The organism is Pseudomonas sp. 9.2(2024) (assembly GCF_039695385.1).
Classification (GTDB): Bacteria; Pseudomonadota; Gammaproteobacteria; order Pseudomonadales; family Pseudomonadaceae; genus Aquipseudomonas; species Aquipseudomonas paraglycinae.
Map to the genome: position 1 here is coordinate 3,808,267 of NZ_CP155585.1, position 15,470 is coordinate 3,823,736.

The window sequence follows — 15,470 nt, forward strand, 5'->3', positions numbered from 1 at the left end:
TTAAACGTCACTTGCCAGAGATGCAGAGCTGGATCCGGGTCCTCGGCAGTTGCTCACTCAATCCGGCATCGCACGAATGATATCCGCCAAATCATCTTTGGTGATTTCATTGGCTTTGAGAGCAGCGGAGATGTCTTTCTTGGAGAGCGGGAAACGCTTGAAAATGTCCTTCAAGGTATCGGCATCAATATTGGAGAGCCAAAGAGGATCGATAAAAGATCCGCCATATTCAGGCTTCATTGGGACTTCTTCGTGGGCAATGGCACCTTTGTGATTCAGATACACCACATAACGATCGTGCCCTTCAGGAAAGCTTTTATCGTGATATAGCGTTGTCCCCATCGGCAGGACATAGTAATTGTCATCGCCACCTTGCCCCTCGATCAGCAGGGGTTCTTTGGTTTTAACCATCTCCAGATCGCGTCCCTTCGCACTGTTCCCGAAAATCAGAAAAGCCAGAAAGACTGCATTTACCAATAGAGCAGCCACTAGCCAGAGGCCCACTCGCCTACCTGCAAACATTCCTTTTGTCATGCGCATCAATATTCCCTTAGAGCACACCGTGCAAACCCGCAGGCATTAAATTCCGTCCGGCGGACGATCTCCTGATCCAGAAAAAAATCAAAAGATCGCGGCCACGTTCGATTCTGTAGTTCCTGCGGGTTTACAAGCAAGACGTTACGGCGCCATCCCTTCAACGATGACAATCTCCGCCCTCGCCCATTCCTCGCGATAGCTCTTCGCTTCCTGATACGCCGCCGAGCGGTAGCACGCCACGGCCTGCTCATAACTGTCGAATTCAATCACCACGCTGCGCTGTGGCGTCGCCCGCCCTTCCATTGCTTCGCTGCGCCCGCCTCTGGCTAAAAACTTCGCGCCGAACTCGGCGAACGCTTTCGGCGCGCGCTGGGTGTATTGGCTGTAGTGATCGGGATCGTTGATGTCCACGTGTGCAATCCAGTACGCCTTCATAGTGACCTCTTGGTTGATTCTGTATTATGGTATACCACGAAATTCATCCACATCGAGAGTCCAGCATGGCCTTCAACAGCATCGAAGAAATCATCGAAGATTATCGCCTCGGCAAAATGGTGTTGCTGGTCGATGACGAAGATCGGGAAAACGAAGGCGACCTGCTGCTGGCCGCCGATCGTTGCACACCCGAGGCGATCAGTTTCATGGCCCGTGAGGCTCGGGGGCTGATCTGCCTGACGTTGACTGACGATCATTGCCAGCGTCTGGGGCTGGAGCAGATGGTGCCGAGCAATGGCAGCGTGTTCAGCACGGCGTTCACGGTTTCCATCGAAGCGGCGGTCGGTGTGACTACCGGCATTTCTGCTGCCGACCGCGCTTGCACGGTGGCCGCTGCGGTGGCGCCGAATGCTCGCGCTGAAGACCTGGTGCAGCCCGGCCATATCTTTCCGCTGCGCGCCAAGGAAGGTGGCGTACTGACCCGTGCCGGCCACACCGAGGCCGGCTGTGATCTGGCGCGGTTGGCGGGTTTCACGCCCGCCTCGGTGATTGTCGAGGTGATGAACGACGACGGCACCATGGCCCGTCGTCCGGATCTGGAAGTCTTCGCGCGCAAGCACGGGATCAAGATCGGCACCATCGCCGACCTGATCCACTATCGCCTGAGCACCGAACACACCATAGAGCGCATCGGCGAACGGGAGTTGCCGACGGTGCATGGCACGTTCCGTCTCATCACCTTCGAAGATCGCATCGAGGGTGGGGTGCACATGGCGATGGTCATGGGTGAGCTGCGCCGTGAAGAGCCGACGCTGGTGCGCGTGCATGTGATCGATCCGCTGCGCGATCTGGTGGGTGCCGAGTACAGCGGGCCGACGAACTGGACGTTGTGGGCAGCACTGCAACGGGTCGCGGCCGAGGGGCATGGCGTGGTCGTGGTGCTGGCCAATCATGAGTCTTCCCAGGCGCTGCTGGAGCGAGTTCCGCAACTGACTCAGCCGCCTCGGCAGTTCAGCCGCTCGCAATCGCGGATCTATTCAGAGGTCGGGACTGGGGCGCAGATTCTGCAGAACCTGGGCGTTGGCAAGCTGCGCCACTTGGGCCCGCCGCTAAAATATGCCGGGTTGACTGGGTACGATCTTGAGGTGGTTGAGAGCATTCCATTCACCGAATGACCCTGTTTGCCAGATAGCCGGTAAGGCAAAGTGCTTGCACAAAGCTTGGAATACCATAATATGATATTCCATAGACCGGACGACCTGAAAAACCGTCCAGCTACTGCTCCCGACAGGCGGGCAACAACGCAAGCCCGCTCAAAAACACAACAATGAGGGCGTAAAAATGGTGTTGAACAAAGCTGCAACCGCGATCTTTTTTGCGGGACTGCTGAGCGTGACCGGTCAGGCCGCGATGGCCGCCGAGAGTGTGAACTTTGTCAGCTGGGGCGGTAGCACCCAGGATGCGCAGAAACAGGCCTGGGCCGATCCGTTCAGCAAGGCCAGCGGCATCACCGTCGTGCAGGACGGCCCGACCGACTACGGCAAACTCAAGGCCATGGTCGAGAGCGGCAACGTGCAATGGGACGTGGTCGACGTCGAAGCCGACTTCGCCCTGCGCGCCGCCGCCGAAGGTCTGCTCGAACCCCTCGATTTCAAACAGATCCAGCGCGACAAGATCGACCCGCGTTTCGTCAGCGACTACGGCGTCGGCTCGTTCTTCTTCTCCTTCGTCCTCGGCTACAACGAGGGCAAGCTCGGCGCCAACAAGCCGCAGGACTGGAGCGCGCTGTTCGACACCAAGACCTTCCCCGGCAAACGCGCCCTCTATAAATGGCCAAGCCCCGGCGTGCTTGAACTGGCCCTGCTCGCCGATGGCGTGCCGGCCGACAAGCTCTACCCGCTGGATCTTGATCGCGCTTTCAAGAAACTCGACACCATCAAGAAAGACATCGTCTGGTGGGGCGGCGGCGCGCAGTCGCAGCAACTGCTGGCCTCCGGTGAAGCGAGCATGGGCCAGTTCTGGAACGGCCGGATCCACGCCCTGCAGGAAGACGGCGCACCGGTCGGCGTGAGCTGGAAACAGAACCTGGTCATGGCCGACATTCTGGTCGTGCCAAAGGGCGCGAAAAACAAGGACGCGGCGATGAAGTTCCTGGCCAGCGCCAGCAGTGCCAAAGGCCAGGCGGACTTCTCCAACCTGACCGCCTACGCCCCGGTCAACGTCGACAGCGTGGCGCGTCTGGACTCGACGCTGGCCCCGAACCTGCCGACTGCCTACGCTAAGGATCAGATCACTCTTGATTTCGCGTACTGGGCCAAGAACGGTCCGGCCATCGCGACACGGTGGAACGAATGGCTGGTCAAATGAAAATGGCGGCCACCGCGTCCCGTCCCTCCACTGCCACCGGGAGCGCCGCAAGCGCTGCCGGCCCGGCGTCAGGCAAGGCGAGTGCAATGGCGCAAGCCCCGTCCCTCAAGCAACGCTGGCGCGGCGCCGGCAATCTCGCGCCGGCGCTGTTGTTCCTCGGTCTGTTCTTTCTCGCCCCGCTGATTGGCTTGTTGCTGCGCGGCGTGCTGGAACCGGTGCCGGGCCTCGGCAACTATGAGCAACTGTTCGCTAACTCGGCCTACGCCCGGGTGCTGTTCAACACCTTTTCGGTGGCGGGACTGGTGACGGTGTTCAGCCTGCTGCTGGGCTTCCCGCTGGCCTGGGCAATCACCCTGGTGCCACGGGGCTGGGGCCGCTGGATCCTCAACATTGTGCTGTTGTCGATGTGGACCAGCCTCCTCGCCCGCACCTATTCCTGGCTGGTGCTGTTGCAGGCTTCGGGCGTCATCAATAAAGCCTTGATGGCGATGGGCATCATCGATCAGCCGTTGGAAATGGTGCACAACCTGACCGGCGTGGTGATAGGCATGAGCTACATCATGATCCCGTTCATCGTGCTGCCGTTGCAGGCGACCATGCAGGCCATCGACCCGATGATCCTGCAGGCCGGCTCGATCTGTGGCGCGAGCCCGTGGACCAACTTCTTCCGGGTGTTCCTGCCGCTGTGCCGGCCGGGTCTGGCGTCCGGCGGGCTGATGGTGTTCGTGATGTCGCTCGGTTACTACGTCACCCCGGCGCTGCTGGGCGGGGCGCAGAACATGATGCTGCCGGAATTCATCATTCAGCAGGTGCAGTCGTTCCTCAATTGGGGCCTGGCCAGCGCCGGCGCCGCGTTGCTGATCGTCATCACCCTGGTGCTGTTCTACGTCTACCTGAAGCTGCAACCGGAATCCCCGGTTGGCGCCAGTAACGCGAGGTAAGCCGACATGCTCCTGACGCCCAATGCCATGAGTCGCCGGATGCGCTTCGGCCTGTATTTCACCACCGGGCTGATCGGCCTGTTCCTGCTGTTGCCGATCGTGTTCATCGTCCTGCTGTCGTTCGGTTCGTCCCAGTGGCTGGTGTTCCCGCCACCGGGCTGGACGCTGAAATGGTACGTGCAGTTCTTCTCCAATGCCGACTGGATGAGCGCAGCGCTGGCCAGCCTCAAGGTCGCGGTGCTGACCACGATCTGCGCCGTCGCCCTCGGTTTGCCGACGGCCTTTGCGCTGGTGCGCGGACGCTTCCCCGGCCGGGAAATGCTCTACGGTCTGTTCACCCTGCCGATGATCGTGCCGCTGGTGATCATCGCGGTGGCGGTGTACGCGCTGTTCCTCAAGCTCGGCTACACCGGGACGATGTTCGCCTTCGTCGTCAGCCATGTGATCGTCGCGCTGCCGTTCACCATTATCTCGATCATCAACTCGCTGAAGCTGTTCGATCAGTCGATTGAAGACGCGGCGGTGATCTGCGGTGCGTCACGCCTGCAAGCGGTGTTCAAGGTGACCTTTCCGGCGATCCGCCCGGGGATGGTGGCCGGCGCCCTCTTCGCCTTCCTGGTTTCGTGGGACGAAGTGGTGCTCAGCGTGATGATGGCCAGCCCGACCCTGCAAACCCTTCCCGTGAAAATGTGGACCACCCTGCGCCAGGACCTGACGCCCGTGATCGCCGTCGCCTCGACGCTGCTGATCGGCCTGTCGGTATTGGTCATGGTGATCGCCGCCGCCCTGCGCCGGCGCAACGAAATCAGCGCCTGAGCGCCCAGGAGTACGACATGAGTGCCGTGATCAAAGACGCATCCCAGCAGAACGACAGACCCCTGGTCAGCCTGCGCAACCTGAACAAGCACTACGGCGATTTTGCGGCCGTGGACAACATTTCGCTGGACATCAAGGACGGTGAATTCCTCACCTTTCTCGGCTCCAGCGGCTCGGGCAAAAGCACCACGTTGTCGATGCTCGCCGGCTTCGAAACCCCGAGCAGCGGCGAGATCCTGGTCAACGGCCAGTCGCTGGTGAACGTGCCGCCGCACAAGCGCGACATCGGCATGGTGTTCCAGCGTTATTCGCTGTTCCCGCATCTGTCGGTACGCGACAACATCGCGTTCCCGCTGGCGATCCGCAAACTCGCTGCAGCCGAGCGTGACAAACGCGTCGATGCGATGCTGAAACTGGTGCAGCTCGAACAATTTGCCCATCGCCGCCCTTCGCAACTGTCTGGCGGCCAGCAGCAACGGGTCGCCATCGCCCGGGCGCTGGTTTACGAACCGCGCATTCTGCTGATGGACGAACCGCTCGGCGCGCTGGACAAGAAACTGCGTGAAGACTTGCAGGATGAATTGCGCCAGCTGCACCGCCGCCTCGGCATCACCATCGTCTACGTGACTCACGACCAGGAAGAAGCCATGCGCCTGTCCCAGCGCATCGCGATTTTCAGTCACGGCAAGATTGTCGGGCTCGGCAGCGGTTATGACCTTTATCAGAATCCGCCAAATGCGTTTGTGGCGTCGTTTCTGGGTAACTCGAACTTTCTCAAGCTCAAGGCGCAGGGTAATGCGGCGGCGAATTTTGAGGGGCAGGCGCTGTCGATTCGCCTGACCGCTGGATTGCAGACCGGGCAGGATGTTTTGCTGATGGTGCGTCCGGAGAAGGCGTTGGCGTTGAGTGTGCAGCAGGCGGCGAGTGAGCCGTTGGCGGCGGGCTGGAACGAGGTTTCGGCGAAGGTGGTCGAGGTGTTGTTTCTGGGTGAGAGTCAGACTTGCAGTGTGGTGACTTCGGGCGGGACTTCGATGACGGTGAAGGCGTTGTCAGCGGCGGGGATGCCGCTGAAGGCTGGAGATCCGGTTCGAGTGCGTTGGGCGACGGCGGATGCTTGCGTCTATACCGAGTGGGCTGAGAGCGATTTGAACAAAGCGGCGGGGGCTCATTAACACCGAGTCGCCTGCCCGCCCTCACCCCAGCCCTCTCCCGGAGGGAGAGGGAGCCGACCGAGGTGTCTTGCGCTGTACATCGACCTGAAAAACCGAGTCGATTGTGGATTTGGCACAGCATTCTGGTCGGCGGCGATTATGGATTCACTGCGGAGTTTTCAGGTCGGCGTAATTCTCCAATATTCCCCAATCGGCTCCCTCTCCCTCCGGGCGGTCCGACGTTTCGGGAGGGCTGGGGTGAGGGCCAGCAGGCGACTCGGTATCAGTTGATCGGCGCAAACCCATCAATTTCGTCAGGCCACGCCGTCAACACCTCAAACCCGTCGTCAGTGACCGCAATCATGTGCTCCCACTGCGCCGACAACGACTGATCCTTGGTCACCACCGTCCAGCCATCCGCCAGGCTCTTCACATGCCGCTTGCCAGCATTGAGCATCGGCTCGATGGTGAAAATCATCCCCGCCTTCAGCTTCAAGCCCTGCTCCGGATAACCGTAATGCAGCACCTGCGGTTCATCGTGATAGACCTTGCCGATCCCGTGCCCGCAATACTCGCGCACCACGCTGAAACCTTCCTTCTCCGCCAACGTCTGGATCGCATGCCCGATGTCACCTAACGTGGCGCCCGGCCGAACGACGCGGATACCGGCGCACATCGCGTCGTAAGTGGTCTTGATCAGGTGCCGCGCCTCGGGCGTCGGCTCGCCGACCACGTACATGCGGCTGGTGTCGCCGAACCAGCCGTCCTTGATCACCGCGATGTCGAGGTTGACGATATCGCCGTCCTTCAGCACACGCTTCGAAGGAATGCCGTGGCAGACCACTTCGTTGACCGACGCGCAAACAGTTTTCGGGAAGCCGTGATAACCGACGTTGGCCGGAATCGCCTTCTGCACATTGACGATGTAGTCGTTGCACAACTGATCGAGCTGATCGGTGGTGACGCCAGCCTTGACGTGCGGCACCAGCATCGCCAGCACCTCGGCGGCCAGTCTGCCGGCCTCGCGGGACTGGGCGATTTCGGCCTGGGTGTTGATCTTGATCGGGTTTCTCATGCCTTGATCGCCTCTTTGCCCGAGGTGTTCTGCGCAGCATCCGCCAGTGCGCAGACTTGCTGCAGATCCAGACCGCCCGACTGCTCGGCGCGAATCAGCAACCGGCAAATGGCGTGGTGATCAAGGTCGGGATACAGCTCGGCGAGCATGCCGATGCGCATCCAGTGTTCGGCCTGCGCGTTGATCGAGCGGCTGAGTGCGTTGCTGGAGATGCGCAGATTCTCGTGCATGTCCTCTGAAATCTTTACGATGCCCATGGCAATATCCGATACGAAGTGTATATGGATCGTATATTAATCGTGCATCGTCCGGGATTGCAAATTTTGCGCGCCCGGTAAATTCCGGGCAAAAAAAAGCTGCCCGGAAGGCAGCCGAATCATGAAAAGCACGCGATGTATTGGGGCAAAGTATGGACAGCCGATAATGACAGTGTCATGACAGCGATGAATTCACTGAGCCGCCCCGCCCGCGTCATCAGGTTGTCATCGAACCCACGGCAGAATCCTCGCAAACCGTCCCGCGCCTCCCGACGGATGATTTGCAAGGATCCCCATGAAAGAAGACACCTCGCTGTTTGCCGCCATCGACCTCGGTTCCAATGCCTTTCGCATGATGATTGGCCAGTCGGTGCGCAGCAGAAAGGGCTTCATGATTCAGGAGGTCAAAACCTTGCGCGAACCGGTGCGACTGGCCGAAGGTTTCGACGGCCGGGCACTCGACGAAATGGCGCTGGATCGCGGCTGGCAGGCGCTGGCGCGGTTCGGCAAGAAGCTACGCGGTTTCGAGCCCGGTCGTGTGCGTGCGGTGGCCACCAGCGCGGTGCGCGAGGCGGACAATGCGCAGCTGTTTCTGGCCAGCGCGGAACGGCATCTGGGGTTTCGCATCGATGTGATTTCCGGGCATGAAGAAGCGCGTCTGGTCTACGCCGGTGTGGCCCATACCCTGCCGGTCGCCGATGACATGCGTCTGGTGGTCGACATTGGCGGCGGCTCCACCGAGCTGATTCTCGGCCAGGGCTCGCAGCCGCTGCTGACCGAAAGCATTGCCATCGGCAGCGGCACCTTGAGCGCGCGCTACTTTCGCAACGGTGAAATTTCCGCCGGCGCCCTGCAAGAAGCCGAACGGGTGGCCATCCTGCAATTCGAAAAAGTCGCCCGCCGTTATCGCGCCCAGGGCTGGCAGCAGACGATCGGCTCTTCGGGCACCGCACGGATGCTCGCCAAAGTGCTCAAGGCCAATCGCCTGAACGATCATGGCGAGAGCGGCATCACCTACGGCGGCCTGTTGCGGTTGTCGTTGCGCCTGCTGGAAGTCAGCAATGTTCAACAGCTGAAACTGGCCGGCCTGCAACCCCACCGCCAGAGCATTCTGCCCGGCGGTCTGGTGGTCATGCTGGCAGCGTTCAAAGTGTTCGGGATCTCGCAAATGGTGCCGTCCGAACCCGGTCTGAGGCTGGGTGTGCTGCACGGTCTGATGAGCAACCACTGAGCGATTTTCGTTGCAGGATTTTCACTGCCGGATCAAGCGCTTCGTGACGCCGAAGACGCCCTTTCAATACTCGATGACGCCTGCGTATAAACCCCTGCAAATCACTTCCTTCCCCTCTCCGATTTCGTTCTATCGTTAGATCGAAATGGCTGTATTTCCGGCCGTTTAAAGGTTGCGACAGCTCATGTCTGAGCCTATGTTGCACGCGAGCTTTTTCCCCGCGAATGGAACGCGATCAACACCACAAAGAGGTGAAGAGATGTCAAAGGATTCACGCCCTGCCGTACTTGGGCTGATCGGCAATACGCCGCTGGTACAAGTCACCCGCTTCGATACCGGTCCCTGCACCCTGTTTCTCAAACTCGAATCACAGAACCCCGGCGGTTCGATCAAGGACCGCATCGGTCTGGCCATGATCGACGCCGCTGAACGCGATGGTCGCCTGCAACCGGGCGGTACGATCGTCGAGGCCACCGCCGGCAACACCGGTCTGGGCCTGGCCCTGGTCGGCCGCGCCAAGGGCTACCGCGTCGTGCTGGTGGTGCCGGACAAAATGTCCACCGAAAAAGTCCTGCACCTCAAGGCCATGGGCGCCGAAGTGCACATCACCCGCTCCGATGTCGGCAAGGGTCATCCCGAGTACTACCAGGATGTCGCCGCGCGTCTGGCCAAGGACATTCCCGGCGCGTTCTTCGCCGACCAGTTCAACAACCCGGCCAACCCGCTGGCCCACGAGTGCAGCACCGGGCCGGAAATCTGGGCCCAGACCGAGCATGACCTGGACGCGATCGTGGTCGGCGTCGGCTCGGCCGGCACGCTGACCGGCCTGACCCGTTTCTTCAAACGCGTGCAACCGGACCTTGAAATGGTCCTGGCCGACCCGGTCGGTTCGGTGATGGCTGAATACAGCCGCAGCAAGCACTTGGGCACCGCCGGATCCTGGGCGGTGGAAGGCATCGGCGAAGACTTCATTCCGTCGATCACCGACCTGTCGAGCGTGCGCAGCGCCTACTCGATCAGCGACGAAGAGAGCTTCGATCACGCCCGTCAGTTGCTGAAAGCCGAGGGCATTCTGGGTGGCTCGTCCACCGGCACCCTGCTGGCCGCCGCGCTGCGTTATTGCCGCGAACAGACCGAGCCGAAACGCGTGGTCAGCTTCGTCTGCGACACCGGCACCCGTTACCTGTCGAAGGTCTACAACGACCAGTGGATGACCGATCAGGGCCTGCTGCAGCGCAAACGCTACGGCGACCTGCGCGACCTGATTGCCCGACGTTTCGAAGACGGCAAAGTCGTCAGCGTCGGACCGGACGATACGCTGATGACCGCCTTCCAGCGCATGCGCCTGGCAGATGTTTCGCAACTGCCGGTGCTGGTGGATGGCAAGCAACTGGTCGGCGTGATCGACGAGTCGGACATTCTGGTGCGCGTGCACGAAGACGCCTCGCTCTTCAGCAAACCCGTGTCCAGCGCGATGACCGACAAGTTGCAAACCCTCGCCCCCGGCGCCACGCTGGCTGAACTGGAAGCCGTGCTCAGCAGCGGCCTGGTGGCCATCATCGCCGACGCTTCAGGCTTCCACGGCCTGATCACCCGCGTCGACATGCTCAATCAATTACGGAGATCCCTGGCATGAGCCAGCACGACAAGAACGCCCGTCAACAGGGCTTCGCCACCCGCGTGATCCACGCCGGGCAAACGCCGGACCCGACCACCGGCGCGCTGATGCCGCCGATCTACGCCAACTCGACGTACCTGCAAGACAGCCCCGGCGTGCACAAGGGGTTTGACTACGGCCGCTCGCACAACCCGACGCGTTTTGCCCTGGAGCGCTGCGTGGCGGATCTGGAGGGCGGCACCCAGGCGTTCGCTTTCGCGTCCGGGCTGGCGACGATTTCCACCGTGCTCGAACTGCTCGACGCCGGCTCGCACATCATTTCCGGCAATGACCTGTACGGCGGCACGTTCCGCCTGTTCGACAAGGTGCGCCAGCGCAGTGCCGGGCATCGTTTCAGCTTCGTCGATCTGGCGGATCTGTCGGCGTTCGAAGCGTCGTTACAGGACGACACGCGCATGGTGATTGTGGAGAGCCCGACCAACCCGCTGCTGGGTCTGTCCGACCTCGCCGCCATCGCGCGCATCTGCAAGGCGCGCGGGATCCTCTGCGTGGCCGACAACACCTTCGCCAGCCCGTGGATCCAGCGGCCGCTGGAACTGGGTTTCGACATCGTGCTGCACTCGACCACCAAATACCTGAACGGTCACTCCGACGTGATCGGCGGGATCGCGGTGGTCGGTGACAATCCTGCGCTGGCCGAGCGTCTGGGCTTCCTGCAGAACGCCGTCGGCGCCATCTCCGGCCCGTTCGACGCGTTCCTCACCCTGCGCGGCGTGAAGACTTTGGCGTTGCGTATGGAGCGTCATTGCAGCAACGCGCTGGAGCTGGCGCGCTGGCTGGAGCAGCAGCCGCAGGTCAAACGCGTCTACTACCCGGGTCTGGAATCGCACCCGCAGCACGAACTGGCCAAGCGTCAGATGCGTGGTTTCGGCGGGATGATTTCCCTGGATCTGAACAGTGATCTGGCGGGCGCCCGGCGCTTTCTGGAGAACGTGCAGATCTTCGCCCTGGCCGAAAGCCTTGGCGGTGTGGAAAGCCTGATCGAACACCCGGCGATCATGACCCACGCGACCATCCCGGCCGAAACCCGTGCCAAGCTCGGCATCGGTGACAGCCTGGTGCGTCTGTCGGTGGGCGTCGAGGACATCGAAGACCTGCGTGCGGATCTGGCGCAAGCGCTGGCCAGTATCTAACGCCCGAAAACGTCAAAGCCCGCACAAGGCGGGCTTTGGTGTTTGAGTAGGCGGCCAGTGCTGGTCTCTGGCTTACGAGGTTTCTCAGGACTCCCACAGTACAGGCAATGTGCTCTGCTGCTTCACACGGCATAAGGGCTGGAACCCAGCGCGGGGTTCTTTCTAACCGTGTACCCTTCGGAACGCGCCCAACGCTTCCTCGCTATCCGCTTGCGCATCAGTCTGCGTCTTCGCCTACATCCTTGAGCCTAGCAAACACGCTACATTGCGCTACGCGGTTTTTAGACTGATTGTTTTCTAGCGCAGGCCTTCAAGGAAGCGAACCGACTATCGCCTTCACGACCCTTCAGCCTGCCTTCCGCCGAGGGCGAACTATACTTTTCAGTTCGCTGTCCAGATTTCCTGTAAACCGTCGACACCCGTGCACCTTCCGGTGCCCCCGTGCCATTCACCAATCTGGTTGACCCCGGGCCGACGAGCCTTCCGTCAATGAACGAATGACGGGTAACGCTCGGTTGCTGTTTGGCTGATGGGGCGTGGAGAAAATCATGAAGCACACGCTTTGGCCGGGCCTCGTCCTGGCAGTTGCGGCAACGGTGGCAATGCCCAATGTCTGGGCAGCGCAGGCGCAGGCATTGGCGTCGGATGGGGCGGATCATGTGGGTGCGGGGGCGGTTGCTTCTGATGGTGCCGATCATGTTGGCGCTGGTGCAGTCGCATCTGATGGCGCAGATCATGTCGGTGCTGGCGCCGTTGCTTCAGACGGCTCCGATCATGTCGGCGCAGGCGCTGTCGCCTCTGATGGCGCGGATCACGTCGGCGCCGGAGCAGTTGCCTCTGACGGCTCAGACCATGTCGGCGCAGGGGCCGTTGCTTCTGACGGTTCCGATCATGTCGGTGCAGGCGCTGTCGCCTCTGATGGCGCGGATCGCGTTGGCGCTGGAGCTGTAGCTTCTGACGGCGCCGATCACGTTGGTGCAGGTGCAGTCGCCTCTGACGGCGCCGATCACGTAGGTGCTGGGGCCGTTGCCTCTGACGGTTCCGATCATGTTGGCGCTGGAGCGGTCGCCTCTGACGGTTCCGACCATGTCGGCGCCGGCGCAGTAGCTTCTGACGGCTCCGACCACGTCGGCGCCGGCGCCCTCGCCGCCGATGGCGCAGACAAAGTCGGTGCCAACCGGCTCGCCTATTCCCGCGCAGGCGTCGGCTCCGACCAGGTGGCTTCCGCCCTCATGAGCGGCAGCTATTCGGACCAGTTCAACAGTCCTCAATAACCGCTATCGGCGCAACCAGCCCACCGCTGGTTGCGCCGTACTAGCACATTTGTGCTAATCGACCACCCCGATCCCTGGCGTTATATTCCCTCGCAACCCCCGACGCTTCCCAGCATTGCCGCTGTGCAGTGCGCGGGATCGTTGTGCCTGGAAAAACAACAACACCAAGGAAGAAACACCATGAAACTGCAGCTCAGCCTCGCCAAGATCACGGTTCTCGGTGCCCTGCTCCTCGGCGCCAGCGGTTGCCAGACCGCCAAACCCACCGAAGACAGCATGCGCGAACGCGCCCAGACTGTTATCGGCCAACCCGTCACCAAGATCGGCAACATCCGCAATGACAGCACCCTGACCTACTACACCGCCTACACCGCCGCCGGCGAATACAACTGCGAGTTGCCCAGCGGCGCGATCATCGCGGTGGCCAGCATGGGCATCATGACGCCTCCGCTGTCTTGCCTGCCCAAAGGCGCGTCGCCGATTCCGTACCAATAATCCGGTGCAGAAAAACCGTTCAAATGCCTCTTCTCATCCGGTAAAGGATTGCGCTCGATCATGAAAACACTCATCGCCACCCTCAGCCTCGCGGCCGTCGTTCTGACCGGCTGCGCCACCCCAAAACAATGGGAAGCCACCGGCGGCAGCAAGACCGACGGCGTTGTCCAGGTCTCCTATGAACTGGGCCAGTTCGAGAGCGGGCAAACCTCCGCCGCTCAAGGGTTGGCCACGGCTGAAGGCCGTTGCAAGGTCTGGGGCTACAAGAGCGCCGAAGTATCGGGCTCGGAGAAAAACATCTGCCGCACCATGGGCCAGTACAACTGCCTGCAAACCACCATCACGCAGGACTATCTGTGTAAGCGCTGACCGCTTCGGTCTGCCGGTCGCGCAGCGCACGCAGGGTCGCGCGCAGCTCGGCCGGGCGTACCGGCTTGGACAGAATGGCGATCTGTCGGTCATGCAGGGCCGCCTGGATTTTTTCGATGTCATGCCCGGTGATGATCATGGCCGGGACCGCATAACCGCGCTGACGGCGAACCTCGTCGATGCACTCGATACCGGTGCTGTGGGAGCCGAGGTCATAGTCGGCAACGATGATGTCGCAGTCCGTGACCAGGCCCTGCCCGCTCAGCTCAGCCTGCACAACGCAGCCCCAGCGCTCGAGCAACGCCGAAGTCGCCAGCAGAACGTTGCGATCATCTTCCACCAGACACACCTTCAACCCCGTCAGCAAACCGATTTGCCGAACCTCTTCACGATTGACCGGCACCTGCGGCGGCGCCAGCGGCAGTCCATGCAAGGTCACCGCCGTGCCATGCCCCAGCCGTGAGCGGATCGCGACATCAACACCGATCAACTGCCCCAGACGCCGGACAATCGACAGCCCCAGACCCACGCCTTCGACGTCCTTGTCGCGCAACTGGCGAACCCGATAAAACTCCTCGAACACCTTGGGCAAATGCTCTTCGGCGATGCCGTTACCGCGGTCATAGATCGCGATGGCCAACCCTGCGCCGCGCTTGCGCACACCGATCAGCACCGGCCGGTGCGCACCGTATTTGAAGCAGTTGGAGAGCACGTTCTGCACCATCGTCGCGAGCAACGCCGGATCGGTGCGCACCCAGTGTTCGCAAGGCCGCAAGCGCAGTTCGACACCCGCCCAGCGTGCTGCTTCGGCGTTCTGGCGGATCAGATCCGCCAGCCATTCACCCAGCTCAAGCGTCTGCGAGCGGGGCAGAATCCGCCCGTTGTCGAGGGTGTAGAGATCAAGAATCGAACGAAACAGCTGCGACACGTTGAGCAGCGACCGGTCGATGCTGTCCACCAGCCGCCGCTCCTCTTCGCCCAGTCGCGACTCGCGCAGACACGCGGTAAACAGTCCGATGGAATGGATCGGCTGACGCAGGTCATGACTGGCCTGAGCCAGGAACCGTGATTTTTCAAGGTTGGCGGCGACCGCCTCTTCGGACGCCTTGCGCGTGCGTTCCAGCAGCAGGTGCGCATACACCGGAATCACCGTGCTGGTGATCATCAGCATCAACACCATGAACGGTTGCGCCTGCCAGTACGGCGTCAACCGATAGACCGCCAGCAGCGCCAGCAATGCCAGCACCGTGGCGATCGCCAGGTAGCGCGAGCCGTAGCGCATGCCGTTACCGAGATTGACCCAGACCATGACGGCATAAATGGGCAACGCCGCCTCGCCGCCGACCACCAGCCCGAAACTGGTGCCGGTGTAATCGTGAAGCATGCCGAAAATCCGCCGCGCCGGATAATGTCCCGGCCAGCGCACGATGGCCTGGCGCAGCACGACGGAGGCCAGCAAAAACAGGGAAATGTAAGTGACCACCGGCAGATAGGTATCGAAGCGCTGGCCCGGCAGGAAACCGAGCACGGCCATGTAAACCAGCGCGATGCTGGCGATGATGATGCGCAGATTGGCCTGGTCAAGCTCGGTGTTCTTTTCGAACTTCATGGGGGAACGTCCTTGTGCAGCAGTCGTCATAAACGCACGAATCAACAGGCAATGCCTTCGCCCGATGCTAAGGTGCATGCCATGAGCAATGCAGACCCAGGG

Annotated in this window: 16 protein-coding genes; 11 read left to right on the forward strand and 5 right to left on the reverse strand. The window is 61.3% G+C overall.

Annotated elements, in window-relative coordinates; all coding sequences use genetic code 11:
• Positions 1-57 precede the first annotated feature (57 nt).
• Positions 58-540, reverse strand: coding sequence for a hypothetical protein (locus ABFB52_RS16915; RefSeq protein ID WP_256656693.1), 483 nt, complete (start codon positions 538-540; stop codon positions 58-60).
• Between the two features lie 138 nt (positions 541-678).
• Positions 679-972, reverse strand: a complete 294-nt coding sequence (locus ABFB52_RS16920) for a DUF1330 domain-containing protein (RefSeq protein WP_085746231.1) — start codon at positions 970-972, stop codon at positions 679-681.
• 65 nt (positions 973-1,037) lie between these two features.
• On the opposite strand from ABFB52_RS16920, the gene ribBA reads away from it, so the two are divergent.
• The 5 genes from ribBA to ABFB52_RS16945 all read left to right on the forward strand — a co-directional run bounded on the left by ribBA (position 1,038) and on the right by ABFB52_RS16945 (position 6,268).
• The gene (gene ribBA, locus ABFB52_RS16925) at positions 1,038-2,147 is read left to right on the forward strand and encodes a bifunctional 3,4-dihydroxy-2-butanone-4-phosphate synthase/GTP cyclohydrolase II (protein WP_085711338.1); all 1,110 of its coding nucleotides are present in this window, start codon (positions 1,038-1,040) and stop codon (positions 2,145-2,147) included.
• Positions 2,148-2,313: 166 nt separating this feature from the next.
• Positions 2,314-3,339 (forward strand): ABC transporter substrate-binding protein, encoded by a 1,026-nt coding sequence (locus ABFB52_RS16930; protein ID WP_129974262.1) that lies wholly within the window; start codon positions 2,314-2,316, stop codon positions 3,337-3,339.
• Positions 3,336-4,280 (forward strand): ABC transporter permease, encoded by a 945-nt coding sequence (locus tag ABFB52_RS16935; RefSeq protein ID WP_007957398.1) that lies wholly within the window; start codon positions 3,336-3,338, stop codon positions 4,278-4,280. Before ABFB52_RS16930 ends, ABFB52_RS16935 begins: the two co-directional genes overlap by 4 nt.
• A 6-nt stretch (positions 4,281-4,286) precedes the next feature.
• Positions 4,287-5,096 carry an ABC transporter permease gene (locus ABFB52_RS16940; RefSeq protein WP_007957396.1) on the forward strand — a complete coding sequence of 270 codons (810 nt, stop codon included), beginning with the start codon at positions 4,287-4,289 and terminating at the stop codon, positions 5,094-5,096.
• Positions 5,097-5,113: 17 nt separating this feature from the next.
• On the forward strand, positions 5,114-6,268 hold the full coding sequence (locus tag ABFB52_RS16945; RefSeq protein WP_129974263.1) for an ABC transporter ATP-binding protein: 1,155 nt from the start codon (positions 5,114-5,116) through the stop codon (positions 6,266-6,268).
• Between the two features lie 262 nt (positions 6,269-6,530).
• Here ABFB52_RS16945 and map read toward each other — a convergent pair whose 3' ends face one another.
• A complete protein-coding gene (gene map / locus ABFB52_RS16950) occupies positions 6,531-7,322 on the reverse strand; it encodes a type I methionyl aminopeptidase (protein ID WP_129973422.1) in 792 nt (263 codons plus the stop codon).
• Complete coding sequence (locus tag ABFB52_RS16955) at positions 7,319-7,579, reverse strand: ParD-like family protein (RefSeq protein ID WP_102688315.1); 261 nt, start codon at positions 7,577-7,579, stop codon at positions 7,319-7,321. The genes map and ABFB52_RS16955 overlap by 4 nt, the downstream gene beginning before the upstream one ends.
• 295 nt (positions 7,580-7,874) lie before the next feature.
• Between ABFB52_RS16955 and ABFB52_RS16960 the strand changes: the two genes are divergently transcribed.
• The 6 genes from ABFB52_RS16960 (at position 7,875) to yecR (ending at position 13,759) form a co-directional block, all read left to right on the forward strand.
• Positions 7,875-8,810 (forward strand): Ppx/GppA family phosphatase, encoded by a 936-nt coding sequence (locus tag ABFB52_RS16960; RefSeq protein ID WP_129973423.1) that lies wholly within the window; start codon positions 7,875-7,877, stop codon positions 8,808-8,810.
• A 259-nt stretch (positions 8,811-9,069) separates the two neighbouring features.
• A complete protein-coding gene (locus ABFB52_RS16965) occupies positions 9,070-10,446 on the forward strand; it encodes a pyridoxal-phosphate dependent enzyme (protein ID WP_007957391.1) in 1,377 nt (458 codons plus the stop codon).
• Positions 10,443-11,621 (forward strand): PLP-dependent aspartate aminotransferase family protein, encoded by a 1,179-nt coding sequence (locus tag ABFB52_RS16970; RefSeq protein ID WP_102718130.1) that lies wholly within the window; start codon positions 10,443-10,445, stop codon positions 11,619-11,621. The genes ABFB52_RS16965 and ABFB52_RS16970 overlap by 4 nt, the downstream gene beginning before the upstream one ends.
• Before the next feature lie 696 nt (positions 11,622-12,317).
• Positions 12,318-12,572 carry a hypothetical protein gene (locus ABFB52_RS16975; RefSeq protein ID WP_165369549.1) on the forward strand — a complete coding sequence of 85 codons (255 nt, stop codon included), beginning with the start codon at positions 12,318-12,320 and terminating at the stop codon, positions 12,570-12,572.
• Between the two features lie 503 nt (positions 12,573-13,075).
• Positions 13,076-13,390, forward strand: coding sequence for a hypothetical protein (locus tag ABFB52_RS16980; RefSeq protein WP_039766904.1), 315 nt, complete (start codon positions 13,076-13,078; stop codon positions 13,388-13,390).
• Positions 13,391-13,450: 60 nt separating this feature from the next.
• The gene (gene yecR, locus ABFB52_RS16985; RefSeq protein WP_007950440.1) at positions 13,451-13,759 is read left to right on the forward strand and encodes a YecR family lipoprotein; all 309 of its coding nucleotides are present in this window, start codon (positions 13,451-13,453) and stop codon (positions 13,757-13,759) included.
• On the opposite strand, the gene ABFB52_RS16990 is transcribed toward yecR, so the two are convergent.
• Complete coding sequence (locus ABFB52_RS16990) at positions 13,731-15,368, reverse strand: hybrid sensor histidine kinase/response regulator (protein WP_129973424.1); 1,638 nt, start codon at positions 15,366-15,368, stop codon at positions 13,731-13,733. The two genes, yecR and ABFB52_RS16990, sit on opposite strands and share 29 nt — an antisense overlap.
• Positions 15,369-15,470: the final 102 nt, after the last annotated feature.

What these genes read in the sequence shown, in the direction of transcription:
- ABFB52_RS16990 (WP_129973424.1), bottom strand. Translation starts at nt 15,368, where the DNA reads ATGAAGTTCGAAAAGAACACCGAGCTTGACCAGGCCAATCTGCGCATC.
- ABFB52_RS16970 (WP_102718130.1), top strand. Translation starts at nt 10,443, where the DNA reads ATGAGCCAGCACGACAAGAACGCCCGTCAACAGGGCTTCGCCACCCGC.
- ABFB52_RS16930 (WP_129974262.1), top strand. Translation starts at nt 2,314, where the DNA reads ATGGTGTTGAACAAAGCTGCAACCGCGATCTTTTTTGCGGGACTGCTG.
- ABFB52_RS16945 (WP_129974263.1), top strand. Translation starts at nt 5,114, where the DNA reads ATGAGTGCCGTGATCAAAGACGCATCCCAGCAGAACGACAGACCCCTG.
- yecR (WP_007950440.1), top strand. Translation starts at nt 13,451, where the DNA reads ATGAAAACACTCATCGCCACCCTCAGCCTCGCGGCCGTCGTTCTGACC.
- ABFB52_RS16915 (WP_256656693.1), bottom strand. Translation starts at nt 540, where the DNA reads ATGCGCATGACAAAAGGAATGTTTGCAGGTAGGCGAGTGGGCCTCTGG.
- ABFB52_RS16965 (WP_007957391.1), top strand. Translation starts at nt 9,070, where the DNA reads ATGTCAAAGGATTCACGCCCTGCCGTACTTGGGCTGATCGGCAATACG.
- ABFB52_RS16940 (WP_007957396.1), top strand. Translation starts at nt 4,287, where the DNA reads ATGCTCCTGACGCCCAATGCCATGAGTCGCCGGATGCGCTTCGGCCTG.
- ABFB52_RS16955 (WP_102688315.1), bottom strand. Translation starts at nt 7,579, where the DNA reads ATGGGCATCGTAAAGATTTCAGAGGACATGCACGAGAATCTGCGCATC.
- ABFB52_RS16920 (WP_085746231.1), bottom strand. Translation starts at nt 972, where the DNA reads ATGAAGGCGTACTGGATTGCACACGTGGACATCAACGATCCCGATCAC.
- ABFB52_RS16980 (WP_039766904.1), top strand. Translation starts at nt 13,076, where the DNA reads ATGAAACTGCAGCTCAGCCTCGCCAAGATCACGGTTCTCGGTGCCCTG.
- ABFB52_RS16975 (WP_165369549.1), top strand. Translation starts at nt 12,318, where the DNA reads ATGTTGGCGCTGGTGCAGTCGCATCTGATGGCGCAGATCATGTCGGTG.
- ABFB52_RS16935 (WP_007957398.1), top strand. Translation starts at nt 3,336, where the DNA reads ATGAAAATGGCGGCCACCGCGTCCCGTCCCTCCACTGCCACCGGGAGC.
- ABFB52_RS16960 (WP_129973423.1), top strand. Translation starts at nt 7,875, where the DNA reads ATGAAAGAAGACACCTCGCTGTTTGCCGCCATCGACCTCGGTTCCAAT.
- ribBA (WP_085711338.1), top strand. Translation starts at nt 1,038, where the DNA reads ATGGCCTTCAACAGCATCGAAGAAATCATCGAAGATTATCGCCTCGGC.
- map (WP_129973422.1), bottom strand. Translation starts at nt 7,322, where the DNA reads ATGAGAAACCCGATCAAGATCAACACCCAGGCCGAAATCGCCCAGTCC.